At 63.2% G+C, this 17,126-nt stretch carries 12 protein-coding genes and 1 CRISPR repeat array (1 of these 13 only partly in view); of the genes, 1 reads left to right on the top strand and 11 read right to left on the bottom strand.

Translation table 11 applies throughout. The features are described 5' to 3' along the window. Positions 1-146: 146 nt before the first annotated feature. From AB656_RS06755 to AB656_RS06705, 11 genes are all read right to left on the bottom strand, one after another. Positions 147-1,511: a C1 family peptidase gene (locus AB656_RS06755; protein ID WP_033504290.1), complete on the bottom strand. Its 1,365-nt coding sequence runs from the start codon at positions 1,509-1,511 to the stop codon at positions 147-149. A gap of 135 nt (positions 1,512-1,646) precedes the next feature. Next, positions 1,647-3,203 carry a DivIVA domain-containing protein gene (locus tag AB656_RS06750; protein WP_144418961.1) on the bottom strand — a complete coding sequence of 519 codons (1,557 nt, stop codon included), beginning with the start codon at positions 3,201-3,203 and terminating at the stop codon, positions 1,647-1,649. Between the two features lie 168 nt (positions 3,204-3,371). Then, the gene (locus AB656_RS06745) at positions 3,372-4,058 is read right to left on the bottom strand and encodes a pyroglutamyl-peptidase I (protein ID WP_033504289.1); all 687 of its coding nucleotides are present in this window, start codon (positions 4,056-4,058) and stop codon (positions 3,372-3,374) included. 44 nt (positions 4,059-4,102) lie between these two features. After that, a complete protein-coding gene (locus tag AB656_RS06740) occupies positions 4,103-5,095 on the bottom strand; it encodes a purine nucleoside phosphorylase YfiH/LACC1 family protein (protein ID WP_081924992.1) in 993 nt (330 codons plus the stop codon). A gap of 6 nt (positions 5,096-5,101) precedes the next feature. Then, positions 5,102-5,968 (bottom strand): aldo/keto reductase, encoded by an 867-nt coding sequence (locus tag AB656_RS06735; protein WP_033504287.1) that lies wholly within the window; start codon positions 5,966-5,968, stop codon positions 5,102-5,104. 118 nt (positions 5,969-6,086) lie between these two features. After that, positions 6,087-8,462: a DUF2207 domain-containing protein gene (locus AB656_RS06730; protein WP_051905479.1), complete on the bottom strand. Its 2,376-nt coding sequence runs from the start codon at positions 8,460-8,462 to the stop codon at positions 6,087-6,089. A gap of 66 nt (positions 8,463-8,528) precedes the next feature. Further along, complete coding sequence (locus AB656_RS06725; protein ID WP_033504286.1) at positions 8,529-9,122, bottom strand: LemA family protein; 594 nt, start codon at positions 9,120-9,122, stop codon at positions 8,529-8,531. Between the two features lie 109 nt (positions 9,123-9,231). After that, positions 9,232-11,991 (bottom strand): polyribonucleotide nucleotidyltransferase, encoded by a 2,760-nt coding sequence (locus AB656_RS06720; RefSeq protein ID WP_033504285.1) that lies wholly within the window; start codon positions 11,989-11,991, stop codon positions 9,232-9,234. A gap of 267 nt (positions 11,992-12,258) precedes the next feature. Continuing rightward, entirely contained in the window at positions 12,259-12,528 is a 270-nt protein-coding gene (rpsO, locus tag AB656_RS06715) for a 30S ribosomal protein S15 (protein WP_033504284.1), read from the bottom strand. A gap of 169 nt (positions 12,529-12,697) precedes the next feature. Beyond that, the gene (locus AB656_RS06710; RefSeq protein WP_236681872.1) at positions 12,698-13,912 is read right to left on the bottom strand and encodes an MFS transporter; all 1,215 of its coding nucleotides are present in this window, start codon (positions 13,910-13,912) and stop codon (positions 12,698-12,700) included. A gap of 610 nt (positions 13,913-14,522) precedes the next feature. Continuing rightward, positions 14,523-14,789: a hypothetical protein gene (locus AB656_RS06705; RefSeq protein ID WP_033504283.1), complete on the bottom strand. Its 267-nt coding sequence runs from the start codon at positions 14,787-14,789 to the stop codon at positions 14,523-14,525. A gap of 819 nt (positions 14,790-15,608) precedes the next feature. Here AB656_RS06705 and AB656_RS06700 point away from each other — a divergent pair. Continuing rightward, positions 15,609-15,866, top strand: a complete 258-nt coding sequence (locus AB656_RS06700; protein ID WP_033504281.1) for a hypothetical protein — start codon at positions 15,609-15,611, stop codon at positions 15,864-15,866. Between the two features lie 32 nt (positions 15,867-15,898). Continuing rightward, a CRISPR array of direct repeats spans positions 15,899-17,126; the repeat unit is 29 nt; unit sequence GGGATCATCCCCGCGCATGCGGGGAACAC; it runs 3,683 nt beyond the window's last position.

Below are 17,126 nucleotides of genomic sequence, written 5' to 3'. Positions count from 1 at the left end.
TTGACGCCCTGCCGGCGACACCCATCCTAGGCCAAGGCCTGCTCAGCGGACCAGGAGTCACCCCACTCATGACGAACGTCCGCTGACCCCAGCTGGAGTCAGCGGACGTCGCTGGCGTTCACGGCCTCATAGGCCGGCGTAGAGGCTCAGGCCAGGGTGCCCATGGGATCCCAGGCCGGCAGCATGATGGCCGGCTCCTCGAAGGCCTTCTGGTACTCAGCGGGGAGCATGGACTTGGGCACAGCCACCTCGAAGACGTACTCGGTGAACCAGTCGTCGCTCATGGCGAAGTAACCGTCGTTGGCGATCTTGTCGCCCCAGGAGTTCTCCACCCGCCAGCGGTTGGTGGTCTTGCCGTCATCGGCCACATCCACGCCCACGAAGGCCATGGCGTGGTTCATGGCGGAGTCGCCGAAGCGGACACGCTGTTCCTTGTCCATGTCGAAGTCGAAACCGTAGACCCGCCCGTACTCGAACAGGTCGGTGGCCCACTGCCCGCCGTCGCGGTCCATCATTGGACCACAGTCGGCGCCGAACCACACCGGCAGCCCCTGCTCGCTCAGGATGGTGCGGGCGCAGTCCTTCATGAACTGGTTGGGCACGTTCAGGTACTCGGTAGCGTCGCCGCCCGCTACGTTGCCCAGGTGCTCGATGCCGATCTTCTTACCCTTGGGGTGCTCGGAACGCGGGTCGTCGACCAGGCAGACGTAGTCCTCCAGGCCAGCGTTGATGTACTTCTTCCAGAACTCCTGCGGGGTGATGCGCCCGTCGCGGTGGAAGTTGCCGTCCTTGTCGGTCCACTCCCAGTCGAAGGAGGTGGGAGGAGTGCCCAGATGGATGGTCAGGATGCGGTGGCAGGCGGCCAAGGAATCCTTGACGATCTGGTCGATCGAGGCTGGGTCGGCGGCCATGTGCGCCACGGCCTGGTGCAGGACGGAGCGCAGCTGGGTGTTCATCGGGCCAGTGTTCTGCGAGGAGGCGGTCTCCGGGTAGTACTGCTTGGGGACCGCGCCGTACTTCTTGTACAGGTTCATGGCCATGATCCACTGGCCGCCGTCGCCCATCACATCGGACAGGAGGAACTGCATGAGCTGGGAGTCGGTCTTCTCGCCGGCGCGGACCAGGTTGGCGGCGTCGTTCAGGAAGTAGTTGGAACGTTCCAGCTTGTCGTAGTACATGGCGTAAGCCTGGGAGAGCTCGAAATCGCCGGACGGGTTGGAGGTCGAGGCGGTGTCGATGTTCAGGGCGCGACGGGCCACGAAACGAGCCACGTTCAGGGAGCTGAAAAGCCAGCAGCGTCCTGAGTGGGCCTGAGTGGTGACCTTGCCGTTGTCGACGGTCACCGAGAAGCGGTGCTGGAGGAGCCGGGCGCGGTCGTAATTATGGGCCACGGGGGCGATGCCCGAGGAGGTGACCGCATTCATGGCCAGTCGGTTGTCAGCGCGCTGGTCAAACTCGGTGCGCAGGCCCTCCAGGGCCGATGCGGATAAGGGTGTCAAATCTGTGGTCATATCTTCGTTTTCCTCTGTGCTATTTGGAATTGCTATCCGGGCTCAAGACATCGTATCGCGCCTCGTGAGAGCACGAGATGACCCTGCCCGTGTGAGGGCGCCTTTGTGGGCTCCCTGAGTGCTGTGCCGCTCGGCTCAGGACTCCCTTTGGCTGCGCTGGAGGACCTGGGTGGGGGCGGACTGAGATGCCCCGGCCTCCGGCGTATGGCCCTGGCCTTCCCGGGGGGGCAATGGGGTGGAAGGGCGTGGAGCGGGCGCTGGTACGGCCTGCTTGGAAGCCGCCGGACCGCCTTGGTCGCTGTGGTTGCCGCTGGTTTCTGAAGCGGACGGACGAGGGACGGTTACGACCGACGGCAGGGCCGGAACCTGTTGGGAGGAGGCTTCCTCCTCGCCCAGGTCCGTGGCCGGGCCGGCCTGCGAAGCGGCGGGCATGGCGCCGAGCTGGTCGAAAGCGCCAAAGGATTTGGAGAAGATGGAGCGCAAATCGTCCACACGGGCGGTGATCGTGGCCTCCCGGTGCTGGAGCTTGGCGATTTGGTCCTTAAGACCGCTCAACTCCTTCTGCGCAGCCGCGCGCCGCTCCTCAATCTCCGCCTTGGCCTGTTCGTGGCCCTCCTGGAGGATCTGAGCCGCCTTGGTCTCGGCCTCCTGACGTTTGGATGCGGAGAAGGCATCGGCGTCCTTGCGGGCCTGCCGGGCCTGCTCAATCAGCTGGGTGGTCTCCTCCTCGGTCTTGCGACGACGCTCATCCAGCTTCTTCAGCAGGTCATCGACCTTGGCGGTGGTCTCCTCCTGCTGGGCGGAGATCTGCTGACGGACCCGTTCGGCCTCGGCGTTGACCTGGGCCTTGGTGTCCGCGGAGGATACATTCGCATCGTCAACGATCTTCTGAGCCTGGGTCTTGGCCTTGTCCGTGATCTCACCGGCCTGGCGCTGGGCTTCCGTCAGCATCTTGGAGACCTGCTCGCGCACATCCGAGAGCTTCTTGTTGGCCTCGGCCAGGGCTTGTTGAATCTGGTCATTGGCGCTCTTCTTGAGCTTGACCACCTCTTCGTTGGCCTTCTGGCGCTGCTCGGCGATCTGCCTCGTGGCATCCGCGGTCGACTGGGACAGCTTGCTCTCTTGGGCCGCGCGCTCGGCGGCCAGCTGCTTGCTCGCCTCTTCGCGAGTGTTCTTCAGCTCCATTTGCAGGGCCTCACGCTGCTCCTGCGCCTGCTTTTGAGCGGACAGCTTGACCTGGTCGGCCTGTTGGCGGGCGGTTGTGGTCAGGGTGCGAGACTGGTCGTCCGCAGTCTCGATCATCGAAGCCGCCTTGGCCTTGGCCTCGTCCACGATGCGCTGCGCGTCCAGGCGCGCGTCCTTGACCAGGGTGTTGGCTTTCTCTTGGGCCGAAGTCCTGGTAGCGGCCGCGTCCTGCTTGGCCCGCTCCAGCAGCTCGGTCGATGTCTGCTCGGCCGAGGCCAGGAGCTGCTGGGCGTTGGCGCCCAGGGAGGCGAAGGAGCCTTCACGGTCTGGGGCCGAATGCTTGGAACGCTCCTCCTGAAGTTGGGCCTCAAGTTTCAGAATCCTGCTGTCGTCGCTCTTAATCTGCTGCCTGAGACGGGACAGGTTGTCCTGCAAGGCGGCGAGGGCTTCGTCGACCTTATCTTTGTCATACCCACGCAACACGATAGGAAACTGTTCGTCCGCCATGCTTCACTCCTCTTTGCCGCCACACCTATGGTCTCCCGTGTCACCCGGCGGGCCCGCGTCCTACAATAATTATCTGAATGTCATTCTACCCTACAGGTACGCTCAGAAAAGCCTTATAATAAGCGCCGTCCGCAAGGTCTACGCGCCAGGCGCCTCCAGTGGGCCGGCTCACGCCAGCAACATATCGCCGGAGGACGGGCTCCGGTAATAGCGCACCGACTCGCGCACCACATCGCGCCCTGCCTCAATCTGGAGGTCCAAGGGCAGACCCGGGGCCTTCCCCGCCCCGGCTTGGGAAACCGGGGGCAGACTTACGAACCCTGCCAGGACGCCGGGATGGTTGGCCGTCCAGTGCAGGAGATTGTAGAAGACCGCGTTGCACACGTAGGTGCCGGCGTCCGAACTCAGGGTGGCGGCGATGTTGTCCCGGGCGAAAATGTGGAGGATGGCGCGCAAGGGCAAGCGAGTCCAGTAGGCCGCTGGCCCGTCGGCGTCTATAGGTTCACGCTGGCTGGCCGGGCGCGCCTCGGAGGAGTCCGCCGCCTGGCCGACATCCTTGAGGTTGACCGCGCAACGCTCCATGGCAATACCCCTGGCCGAACGTTTCAGGCCGGTGGCGATGATGATCCTGGGCTGGAATTCCTCGACGGCCTGGTGCAGGATGGGCCACGCCTGCCCGAAAGAGACCGGCAGCGAGACCTGCCGAATGTCCAAGTCCACACCCTCTAGCGGATCCTCGCCCTCCAGGGCCGGCACCCCCTGCTCGGCGATGGCCTGCGGCACCTCGCAGGAAGGGTTGACCTCGACGCCTTCGTAGCGGTCATAGCCGGAGATGATGATCTTAAGCTGATCCATAAGGCCAGTCTAACCCGAGGCTCGCCCCAGCGGCCTGCGGGGGCTCACCCTTGGCGGGTGACCAGGGCCAGCATCCTGCCCTCCCCCTGCCTTTCGGCGAGGCTCGAACGCCGGTGGGAGTACCACAGCGGGTTCTCCAGGGTGCAGCGAGGGTGGCGCAAGTCAGCCATGCGTTGGGTGAGGGCGGGCCCCTGGCCATCGTCCGCGCACAAGTCGGCCAACTCCTGGTCCTCCCGCAGGTATCGGCTTGCTGCGGCGATCCGCGGCAAGGAGTCCACCACCCGCGTCACGCCTGCGGTCTGGAGATCCTGGAGGGCGGCCGCGCTGATGTCCACACCTGGCCCGCCGAAGCTTGTGCTGGTGGTAGCGCCTGGGAAGCGCCGACCGAAGGCATCGGAAATCCCCTCACCCAACTCGTAGCAGTCACCGCAGATGGCTGGGCCCAAGGTCGCGCTGATGGAGCCGCGCCGGGCTCCCTTGGCCTCCATCAAATCCACGGTGGCGCCGATGATGCCTCGCTCCAAGCCCTTGCGCCCGCAGTGAGCGGCCCCAATGACCCCGGCTTCCGGATCGGCCAGGAGGACCGGCAGGCAATCAGCCGCGAACACACCCAGGGCCAAGCCTGTTTGGGCTGAAACCAGGCCATCGGCCTCCACATCCTTCAACTGGTCCGCAAGCAGGGCATCAGCGTCCACCGCCCGGCCGGAGTGAACCTGGCTGACGAGCACCAGCTGGGCGCCCAGGGCCCTGCCTAGGGCTTCGCGGTTGGAGGTCACAGCCGCTGGGTCGTCGCCCTTGCCGCCCAGGTTAAGCGAAGCGTAATCGCCCTGGCTGACCCCGCCCAGGCGGGTGGTGTAGGCCACGCTCACGCCCGGTGCCAAGTCCACCGGAACCGTCACCGGGACCGGCGCCCCGGAAGGCTCACGCCAGGGCGAAGCCGAGCTGTCCACCAGCTCATGCTGGCCGGACCACTGCTTGAACGTCGGCTCACTGGCCTCTGCGGACCCTGGGTGTTGAGCTTGCCGGAATCGCTCCATGCGCGCTCAGCCTAGCCTTCCCAGTTCCTCGCGGGTGAGCTCCAGTTGACCGGCTCCCAGGGAGTCCAGGATGGTCTGGGGCCTGTGGGCTCCAGGCAGGACGAACACGTGATCGCCCTGGGCCAGCTCCCAGGCGAGGACCACCTGTTGGTAGGAGACCCCGCGCTCCTCAGCCAGCTGGCGGAAGGGGTCGAACTTAGCCTCATCCTTAGGCTTGCGGAAGCCGCCCAAGGGGCTCCATGCCACGAAAGCCAGGCCCACCTGCTGGGTGTGCTTGAGCTCCTGGCGCGAACTCAGGAAAATAGGCGAGAACTGGTTCTGCACCGCCACCAGGGTTTGGCCCAGGATGCCGCGGGCCAGGTCAATCTGTTCAATGGAAGCGTTGGAGATGCCCACCTCCTTGGCCACGCCCTCCTGAACCAGTTGGGCCATGGCTTGAATCGACTCCTGGTAGGGGACCTCGGGGTCGGGCCGGTGCAAGTAAAGCAGGTCGATCGCATCGACGCCCAATGCCATAGCCGACTCCTTGGCCCGCCGAATCAGGTTCTCCGGTCGGCCGTCCACCCCCCAGGATGGCTCGCCGTCCTCGAAATTGCGGTAGTGCCCCACCTTCGTGGCTACCAGGACCTCGTCGCGCGGGCCCTTCCAAGAAGCCAGAGCCTCCCTGACCAGATTCTCGTTGGTCTGCTCGGGGCCACCGGATTCGTAGTAGGACCAGGCGGTGTCCAAGTGCCGGCAGCCTGCGTCCAGGGCGGCGTGGATGGTTTCGACAGCCTGCCCACGCTCAGGCTTGCCCTCGATCGACAGGCCCATGCAGCCCAGACCAACGGCTGTGGTCTGGTGGGACCCCAACGTCCTCGTCAACAGCGTCATGATTGCTTCCTTTCCTTCAAGCTTGCGGCAAGCAGCCCGCACAAGCGTCGTGACAGACCGCTGGGCGGGCCCTGCCGCGCCCCGCCCCTTTAAGCCTACGGGACCTGCGGGCGAAGCGCTAGCGGCCACCGAAGGAGCCACCGCCGGAACCGCCCGAAAAACCACCGAAACCGCCCGACCCGGATGAACCGGAGGCAGCGGAGATCGTCGACTGGATCTGCGAGAACCCACCAGTCAGCTGATTGCCCAAATCGGAGAAATCAGAGAAGCCGGGGAGGCCTGAGACAGCGGCAACGCCCCCCTCGCCGAACCAGGAGCCACCGAACTCGTAAGGTCGGTAGGACCAGTAGACCAGACCACTCGCATAGTTGTCCAGCCAGCTGGCGTCAGTTACCTGAGGAACCGCCAAGGCCAACTGCCGCATGGCTTCCTTGCTAATGCCCAAGGCCGTCGCATAAACCAGGTAGTCCTCCCACAACGGCAGGTATTCGACGCCGCGGTCCGAGAAGGAGGAGTAGTCCAACAGGTAGTTGCGCAGGCCGCAAATCCGACCAGCCCAGGACTGGCCTTCGTCACTGAGCACCGTGGACGCGCCGTAGGAGCGCGCGAAAGCGCAAACCGTGATGAGCACGGCTCCGCAGACCCCCCCTAGGAGGATCTGCCCGCTCATCTTGGCCAAGGCCCATAGGCCGATGCCCGCGACCATGCCAAGCACTTCCAAGATCCCATTAATTCCGTTCTCAGTCGTGGCGGCCAGGGAACCGAACTCGGCGGCCGCCGCATCGTCGAAAGCCTCCAGGAGTTTGCCCCCATCGTCGTCCTCTTTGTAAGACTCCCCCATCTGCTTAAGGTCGAAAACGCGGGAGTTCAGACTCTCGCCTGCATGCTTGAGCATGGCCAAGGCGGCTTGCTGGGAGGCGGACAAGCCCAGGACGTTTGTATCGCCATAGGCCACCGGCCTGATCACGATCGTGGAAGTGCGCTCTGAGCGGTGCAGATGGCTCACGCTGGAGCTCGCGGCCTGAGCCAGGTCACGCTCGCTCGCCTGGAGCATGTCCATGCCCGCATAGGTTTTGACCGGTCCAGGGTAGATTGAGATCACCTCCTTAGCGGCCAAGGAGAGCACCGTCGAAGCCATTTGCCGCGAGCGCAGGGCCTTCTTCTTATCCCCGTTGATGGTGCAGTCCAGGGCGGCCGCCGCGGCAGGCGACATGTCCGGGGCCTGGCGCCAGTAGAGGATGGGTCCGCTGTAGCGGGTGCGCCGGAAGCTGGAGAAGGCCGCACGGATGGCCAGGACGCACAGACCCAGGACTAGGATCGCGGCCAAGGCCCAGGCCGCCAGGATCAGGCGGGCCTTAAGGACTTGCCTCTGATGCCACTGCCGCTCCTGGTTGTCCTCCTCGTCAGCGATGCGCTGGCCGGCCCGGCCCTGGCCGGTCCGAGGCACATCCCCGGTCAGGGACCGGTCCATCGTGACCCTCAAATCCAAGTACTGCCCGGGCGAAACCTGCGAAGCCTCGAAGTGCACACTGCCGTCCGCGCCCCGCCAGTTTCGCGAGGGGCCCGTGTAGTGGAGCCACGCCTTGGAGTTGGATCCGCTGGCGCCCTTGGGCAGATGAACGACACCGGTGACCTTGCCTACCGGAATCTCGTTAATCTGCCCGATCGGCTCCCACTGGAAGGCGGTCACGTCGTCGTAGGCCGTGGACACACCGTGCATGGTCATCGTCAACTCGAAGACCTTGCTATCAGCATCGGTGAGATCGAAGATGTTCCAGCCTATCTCGACCTGGCAGGAGCTGCCGCCGGTCTGGCAGGAGTCGCCCGTAGGGTCGACCCCGTTGAGGGGCTGCCGGTACTGGTAGTCCTTGATGCTTTCCCCGTCCACCTGGCCTATGTACCATCTGTTCGCTTCCTCCAGGTCCCAACTCCTCGCGCTCTTCTTCTGCACTTGGTCCGGGTCGATTGGCTCCGTCTGCCGGTAGTTCAGGTCCTGGTCCACGTCATACAGGGAAATGTCGGATATGCCAGTCAAATTGCCGGGGTTGATGTTGTAGCGTTGGTAGAGCTGGCGCCAAGGCGTATTACCCTCCCTGCTCAGCATCTTCATGTCGATGCGTTCCTTGATTTTCAAATCGCCATTGGGCAGGACCGTCACATCGTAATCAACGGCGTTGTAGGACAGGTCGGGCAGGTGAGTGGAGAAAGCGGAGAACAGGCCGGCAAGGATCAAGACCGTCGCAAGCGCGATCAGCAGGGAGCGGATGAAACGCTTGACATCCCAAGACAGGGCGCGCGAGCCCCTTTTGCCTTCCGGAGCCGGTCCAGCGTCCCCCGTAGGGCCTGCAGCGCCGGTATCCTGCGCTGAATCAGCGCCATAATTAATGTCAGGGGCCGAAGCCTTGCCATCGCTAGGTTCGGTGAGCGCGCTAGGCTCACCAGGCACGTTGAACGCATCGTCCAAAGGGGTCTGATCCTGTTCCGCTTGGCCCACTGTCGCCTCCATCCGGCGCGATTAGGCGCCACCCCACTTCGGCCGAAGCGGCCGAACCCGACTGAATCACTTGCTGAAGTCCACCTTCGGAACCTGTCTGGCTTCGGGCTCGGCCTCGAAGTACTGGGCCTCCTGGAAGTGGAAGAGGGAAGCGATGATATTGCTGGGCACCTGTTGGATGCGTGTGTCGTACTTTTGGGTCACGTCATTGTAGAACTGACGGGCGTAAGCGATCTTCTGCTCCAGGGCGGACAGCTGGCTTTGCAAGTCCAGGAAGTTCTGGTTGGCCTTGAGATCCGGGTAGGCCTCAGCGGTGGCCATCAGGTTGAACAGGGCGCTGGAGAGCCTGCTCTCGGCCTGGGCGCGCGTGGCCACGGAACGCGAATCGTCCTGGGCGGAGGCCGCCGCCTGAACCGTTCCGGCCCGGGCTTGGGTGACGGCGGTTAAAGTGCCTGACTCATGGCCGGCGTACCCCTTGACGGTCTCGACCAGGTTAGGCACCAGATCCGAACGCTGTTTGAGCACCACGTCGATCTGCGACCAACCGTTCTTGACCCGGTTGCGTAAGCCCACGAGGGAGTTGTAAGCGCTGATGGCCCACAGGACCACGAGGACGATCAGCACCAGAAGCACGATCAGAATTATTGTAAGAGTAGACATAGCTTTATTATTCCATATCAGTCCGCTAGCCCCAAAGACGCGAAAAGCGGCCCTGGCCAGAAGGCCAGGGCCGCTTACGCTAGAAGGTCACGCCAGCGTCAACCGACGATCAGCCCTCATCATCAAAGGGGTCGAAATCCCTGCGCACACGCCGACGGGGACGCTCGGTCCGCTCCTCGCGACCAGCCTCGTACTCGTCGTAATGCTCATCGGCCGCGTAACGCGGGTTCTCACGACGCCCACGGTAGCCTCCGCGACCACCGGAACGCTCGTGGCGACGCTCGGAACGCTCGCCGCGATCGGAACGCTCGCCCCGCTCAGAGCGCTCACTGCGGTCACGACGGTCCGAACGGCCGCCACGGTCGCGGTCACGCCGACCCGAACGCTCAGAGCGCTCATGGCCGCCACGCTCGCCGCGGTCGTAATCGTGGTCCTCGCGACGGTGGCGTGGACGAGAGACCTTCTCCGTCTCCTCGAAGTCGTACTCCGAATCAACGGGAGCGTCATCCTCGAAGATGGGACGCTCGGCCCGGCGTGAATGACTGCGCTCACGATCGCGGTCGCGGTCATGGTCGCGCCGGTCATAGCGGCCGCCACGGTCGCGGTCTCGCCGGTCGGAACGCTCGTCACGCTCGCCCCGCTCGCGCCCGCGAGAACCGGATTCCCCGTCCTCGAAGCCGGGGATGGCCAGGGAGATCTTGCCCCGGTCGTCCACGCCTTGAACGATGACCTGAACCTCGTCACCCTCCTGGAGCACGTCTTCCACCGCGTCAATACGCTCACCGTTGGCCAGGTTGCGAATCTGCGAGATGTGCAGCAGACCGTCGGTGCCGGGGGTCAGATTGACGAAAGCGCCGAAGCTTGTGGTCTTGACGACCTTGCCGTTGTAAGTCTCGCCAGCTTCGGGCAGGTGGGGGTTGACGATTTGCTCAATCGTCTCCTTGGCCTTCCGTGCAGCCTCGCCGCCCTCGGAGGCGATGTACACAGTGCCGTCATCCTCAATCGAGACCTCGGCGCCGGTGTCCTCCTGAATCTGGTTGATCATCTTGCCCTTGGGGCCGATGACCGCGCCGATCTTGTCGACGGGCACCTTGGTGGTGATGATCCGCGGCGCGAACGGGCTCATCTCGGCGGGGCCGTCGATGCACTCGTTGATCACGTCGAGGATGGTGGTGCGGGCCTCCTTGGCCTGCTGAAGGGCGCCCGCAAGGATGTCCGCGGGGATGCCGTCCAGCTTGGTGTCCAGCTGTAGGGAGGTGATGAACTCAGAGGTGCCTGCCACCTTGAAGTCCATGTCGCCGAAGGCATCCTCGGCGCCCAGGATATCGGTCAGGGTCTTGTAAGTGGGGCGACCATCGACCTCGCCGGTGACCAGGCCCATGGCGATGCCTGCGACCGGGGCCTTGATCGGCACGCCGGCAGCCAGCAAGGAGAGCGTCGAAGCGCAGACCGAGCCCATCGAAGTGGAGCCGTTGGACCCCAGGGCCTCAGAGACCTGACGGATGGCGTAGGGGAATTCCTCGCGGGAGGGCAGGACTGGAATCAGCGCACGCTCAGCCAGGTTCCCGTGGCCGACCTCACGGCGCTTGGGGGAACCTATGCGGCCCGTCTCACCTGTGGAGAAGGGCGGCATCTCGTAGTTGTGCATGTAGCGGCGGGTGGTCGGGCCGGAGAGGGCGTCGACCGTCTGCTCCATCTTGAGCATGTTCAGGGTGGTGACACCCAGGATCTGGGTCTCGCCGCGCTGGAAGAGGGCGGAGCCGTGTACGCGGGGCACCACGTCCACCTCAGCGGACAGGGTGCGGATGTCGCGCAGGCCACGGCCGTCGATGCGGTAGTCCTGGGTCAGGATGCGGCGGCGGACGATCTGGCGTTGGAGCTCCTTGAAGGCGTTGCCCAGCTCCTTCTCCTTTTCGTTCTCCTCCATGTCGGAGAACTCATCAGCCAGCTGCTCACGCACCCGCTCTTTGATCTCGTGGATGCGCTCCTGCCGAGGGAGCTTCTCCGCGATGGAGAGGGCCTCATCCAGGTCGGAGTGCGCGATCTGGTCGATGCGCGCGTACAGCTCGTCCGTGTACTCGGGGAAGAGCTGGAACTCCTTGGTGGGCTTGGCGGCCTGGGCCTTCAGTTCGTTCTGGGCCTGGCAGAGGACCTTGATGAAGGGCTTGGCTGCCTCAAGGCCTTCGGCCACAACGGCCTCATCAGGCTTGATCTGCCCCTCGTCGTAAATCAGCTCCCAGGCGTTCTTCCCGGCGCCCGCCTCGATCATGGCGATGGCGACATCGCCGCCTTCGACCACGCGGCCCGCTACGACCAACTCGAAGACGGCGCGCTCACGCTCGGACCAGCGGGGGAAAGCCACCCACTGACCGTCGACCAACGCCAGGCGCAGGCCGGAGACCGGGCCCTCGAAGGGCAGGCCGGAGATCAAGGTGGAGGCGGAGGCCGCGTTCAAGGCCAGCACATCGTAAGCGTCATCCGGGTCAACGGCCAGGACGGTCTCGACCACCTGCACCTCGTTGCGGAAGGTGTGAGGGAAGAGGGGGCGCAGGGGGCGGTCGATCAACCGGCAGGCCAGGATGGCCTCGGTCGAGGGCCGGCCTTCGCGGCGGAAGAAGGAGCCGGGAATCTTACCCGCAGCGTACATCTTCTCCTCCACATCGACGGTCATCGGGAAGAAGTCGTAATTCTCCTTGGGGCTGGACCCTGCGGTGGTGGTCGACAGGACCATCGTGTCATCATCAAGGTAAGCGGCTACTGCCCCATCCGCCTGCTGGGCGAGACGACCCGTCTCGAAGCGCACCGTGCGCTTGCCGAATGTTCCATTGTCAATCGTGGCTTCTGCAGCCTGGATTTCGGGACCCTCCATAGGGGTTCCTCCTTTTGTTACTACTGTTTATCTGTCCTACTTCATTCATCCTCGTGCATGCCGGACGCGATATACCTGATCGCGCATCTTTCCCGGTTCTTCATACCTGCGGCGTCGCATCCGCGCTTGGGACCCGGGCCCGGCGCTTCCACGCCCTTCCCCGGCATCAGTCCTCAGCGCTCACCGCTGTTTCGCTGTTTCGCTGTTTCGCTGTTCAACTATCGGCATGCAAAAGCGCCCGAGCGCAAGGCCCGGGCGGAAGTTCACTTAATGGCGCAGTCCAAGGCGCTCGATCAGAGAGCGGTACCGCTCAATGTCAACCTTCTTCAGGTAGTCGAGCAGGCGGCGACGGTGACCGACCATCAGCAGCAGGCCGCGACGGGAGTGGTGGTCGTGCTGGTGGGTCTTCAGGTGCTCGGTCAGGTCGGAGATGCGCTTGCTCAGCAGGGCGACCTGGACCTCCGGGGAACCCGTGTCGCCTTCGTGGGTCGCGTACTCAGCGATGATCTTGTTCTTGTCTTCCGCCGTCAGTGCCACGGTCTCTCCTTGCATCCGTTGCGCGGTGCACCAGCCCTATGCTGAAGCGCTCTCAATCCGCGGGCGAATCACGCCAAACATCCAGTATACACCAGTAGCCAGGCATCGTACGGGAGCGTCGCCGAATCACCGCTCGGAACATGGCCCGGCCTGGCAGCGACGCGCTTGCTTATTCGCGCAAGGGGCGCAGGCGGTAGGCGGCGATGGCGGCGGCGAGCGCGAGGACATAGCAAATCACGTTGATCGCCAGGGCCGGGATGTAGGAGCCGGCAAGGTCGAAGATCGTGCCATTGATCGTGTTCGCCAAAGCGACCGAAAGCACACCGGACATGGTCAGGATGCTCAAAATCTCGGCGTAGTCCCGCTGGCCGAAGGACTGGCGGGCAAGCCAAGGCAGGGCCACGAGCAGGACGCCCTGGCCCAAGCCAGCCAGGAAGCCGGAGATCGCCGCCGGGGTGGGTGTGACCAGGAACATCATCAGGGCCCAACCTGCCAGCCCAACCACCGAGTACAAGGCCAGGACCAGCTCGGTCTTCAGCCTGTCCAGAAGAATGCCGATCGTGGCCTTGCCAATTGCGGCGCCCAGCATGATGCCGGAGACCGCGAAGGCCCCCTCCTGCAGGGTCAGGCCTCGGGATTGCTCGTAGCCAGAGACATGCTGGACCATCCCCGTGGCCCATTGAAGGAGGACATAGCAAGCAATCAGAAGCATGAAGGTCGGCGTGCGGTATGCCTTCTTGGCCTCGATCCCGGGGATGGAAGATGGATCCTGAAGCTCACCTTTCGGGGCGTTGGAGCCGGCGTCGGCCTCAGCGGACGCCGGGCTGGCTTCGTACATGGTCTCGCCTTTAGCGGGGTTGGGCATGAAACGCAGCACAAAGATAGAGAAGGGGAGGATGCATACGGCCAGCAGCAAAGCGGTCATCCGGTAAGCCGGACGCCAACCCAGATTGGCGATCCAGGAGGAGACCACAGGATTGAAGACCATGCCGCCCAAACCGGAAAGCCCCAAGGCAACGCCCATCACCAGGCCCAGCTGCTGCTCGAACCAGTTGGAAAGCAGGACCGAAGGCGCCAAGGTGATAGGGATGACATACGCGACGCCGATGAGCGCGAAGGAAACGTAGAACTGCCAGAGACTGGTGAAGAAGGACTGGCAGAAGAAGATGATGGCGCACACCCCGATGCACACGCTGAGCAGCAAGCGCGAATCCACGCGCTTCATAAGCTTGCCGGAGAACAACATCGTCGCCGCGCCGGTCAGGTTCATGATGGTGGAAGTGAGCGCGATTTGTGTGCGTGAAACTCCCAGGTCCGAGGACAGCGCCTTGTAATAGAGTCCGGGAGTGTTAACTATCAGACCGTATCCCACGAACGAAAGCAAGCAACAACCCAGGAAGATGAGCCAGGGGCGCAGCGCGGAACCTGCGGGGCGAGGGGATTGCTGAGTCGATGAAGCGGAGATGGTGGCCCTCCTTGATGAGCTATCCAACGGTTGTTGGCAAACCCCACTGACTCTACGGCCACTCGCCCACCGCCGCATCTGAACACGCAAGACCATCACGACTGATACACGTTTGCGATGTGAACATGGCGTCAAACGTCACCGGGACTGTCGTGATAGCTCAACCGGTGGCCAGGGGCTCCGCCGAAAATCCTTGGTGAGGTGGGCCACGCATTGCAGGCTGGTGGCCCACCTCACCAAGGTCCGCGTCAACACGCCCCTTCGATATCTTTATCCCTGTTCATCCTTTGATTAACGAAGAACAGCGCGACCAAGAAGACCGTATCGATTGGTGCGAACACAGGGAACTGAGGCAAGACGGCAATCATCCCGGTTCTCTTCCGGGTGCCATGCGTTTCATCAGCGCGTATCAGGAATCTTCCCTGCACGTGCAGGGAACACAGCGACGCGAAGAATCAGCGAAAACCATGAGCCATTGGGATGCGCAAAAGCTCCTGGGCGTCCAACGTCTTTGGCAAATGGTGCGCTTTCAGGCGACTACATGCTGCGAGCGCAGCAGGTGCCCGTATTCTTCTTTGTCCTCATCGCTCAGACAATCGCGAGCTTGCAGAAACAGGTCCTTGGTTACGGAGACGCCTGGCCGATTGATTGAGGAGAGCAGCCATCCGAGGGCTTCGTAGGGTTCCCCGTCGGCTATGCCAGCGTCCAGGCTGGAGAGAATATCGGCGCCTAGGACTGACGCAAGGTATGGTCCTAGCTTCCGGTATGCCGTTTCGGCTTGCGCGTCCGTTGCCATGCCCCCCTGTTCCCCTGCAATGGATGTAAGGCATCAATGGCGTAGCGGCGGTGCAAGTTGCGACGTTCCCGTTGCCGTACCCCGATGAATTCGTTGTCAACAATCTTATATGTGTTTCACGTCAACTGGCCCCTTCCTCCTTGCACAGGTCACGGTCGGCGGCTGGTTCCTTTAATGGCGCATTGATTTTCTCTTCCGTACAGGAGACACGAATACGTGCCTTGCGGGGGACATGGCATCGGTACAGAATCATCCCGCGCGCGCAAGGAAAATGATGATATCGCACGCGATTTTCATGAGCGATAGGAGCCATGCCTGCATGGACTTCGAACACTTAACTATCGTTCATCTTTGAGCGTCAGGTTGGCGATATCCCCGCATAAGCGGGGAACACTGGTCTTCAAACTCGACAATAACACTAAAGCTGGGGTCACCCCCATGCGGATGGGGAACACTGCCGAGCGCTTCATAATCTTACAAGGTGGCTGAGATCACCCCCCTCATCGTCGGAAACGCAGATAAGGCGGGTGACCGGGTTTCCAAAAGGGCGATCATCCCGCACACGCAGGAGAGCACCCTGACAGCACGCCGTCCCTGCCCAAGCCGCTGGGATCATCCCCGAACGCACAGGGAGGGGGAGGGCACGAAACGTCTGTGTACCGCAACTGTCGAATCAAAGAATCATCCCCATGCAGGCGGGAATACTACATTGACCGAACATACCCGCCCGAAGGCACAGGCGTAATCAGAAACGCGAAAAACGGTAGAATCCCCCACGGGAGTCAACCGTGACGAGCTTCGGAGACAGGGAGGCGGGAAGTGAACTATACGTTTGACCAGCTCACGGATCTGGCTGAGCAGTCCCTCAAGGTGGTAGCCGGGTTAGACGAAGATTGCGAGGAACTTGCAAGAGAAGCCATTTTCGCCGGCGAGCCCGACCTGGCCATCGCCGACGCCCTTGATATCGCCGTCGATCATCCCGAGCTGTACGCCAGGTTCCCGCAGGGGGTCGAGAATCTGGCGAAGGACCCGGAATATGAGGTCATCCAGCCGTACGCGGAGCAACTCCTCCGGTAGACCCTACATATTCGCTTTGAGTCATCCAGGAATGAGTCATCCCCGCGCATGCGGGGAACACGCTGGGACGAGGTGCACGAGGAGGCGGAAAGTCGGATCATCCCCGCGCATGCGGGGAACACTTGGTCACATCAGCCATTTGTTCCTCCAATTTGGGATCATCCCCACGCATGCGGGGAACACGGAATTCCAACGATTCTGAGGGGTAGGGGGTAGGGATCGTCCCCGCGCATGCGGGGAACACGTCTACGGTTCGGCCTACGCGACCTATGCGGCGGGATCATCCCCGCGCATGCGGGGAACACCGGCCGGTTCGTGACGCCCGACGGGCTCACTGGGGATCATCCCCGCGCATGGGGGGAACACCAGGACCGGGACCGGTTGGACACCAACCAGGCGGGATCATCCCCGCGCATGGGGGGAACACCCTAACATGGCTAACCTGGATGACGCGCAGCAGGGATCATCCCCGCGCATGCGGGGAACACTTTAGGAGGGCCCCGACTTCGCGTGCGCGGGCGGGATCATCCCCGCGCATGCGGGGAACACGTAATCCCGGTCCAGCAGATAGTTCGGGACGGGGGATCATCCCCGCGCATGCGGGGAACACACGGCGCACGCATCACGGCCGGATTGTGGCTGGGGATCATCCCCGCGCATGCGGGGAACACCGAACGGAGACCTGCCCGACCCTTTGCCGTCGGGGATCATCCCCGCGCATGCGGGGAACACTTTTCCTTACCTTTTTTGCGGCGTCCAGCTTGGGGATCATCCCCGCGCATGCGGGGAACACGATACGAGGAGCAATACCATGAGTTCTAACGGGGGATCATCCCCGCGCATGCGGGGAACACAAGAATCCTGACCTTCTGGGCGATAACGACCTGGGATCATCCCCGCGCATGCGGGGAACACGGTGGTCCCGCCGGCGACCGGTTCACGGCGCAGGGATCATCCCCGCGCATGCGGGGAACACTTGAGCGCCACTAGATGTAGCTTCTATATATAGGGATCATCCCCGCGCATGCGGGGAACACGAAGGGGCGCAGCGAGGTGAGCTGGCCGAACAGGGATCATCCCCGCGCATGCGGGGAACACTATTGCCGTCGTGGCGTTGTGCGCTGGTGGCGGGGATCATCCCCGCGCATGCGGGGAACACTGTTTGGCCGCGTCGGAAATGCCCTTCACGTTGGGATCATCCCCGCGCATGCGGGGAGCACCCGGACATGACGCCCAGCATCCATCTTGAGAAGGGATCAT

This window comes from Bifidobacterium actinocoloniiforme DSM 22766, from assembly GCF_001263395.1.
In the GTDB taxonomy this organism is placed as follows: Bacteria; Actinomycetota; Actinomycetes; order Actinomycetales; family Bifidobacteriaceae; genus Bombiscardovia; species Bombiscardovia actinocoloniiformis.
This window is presented reverse-complemented; position numbering and strand designations above follow the sequence as displayed.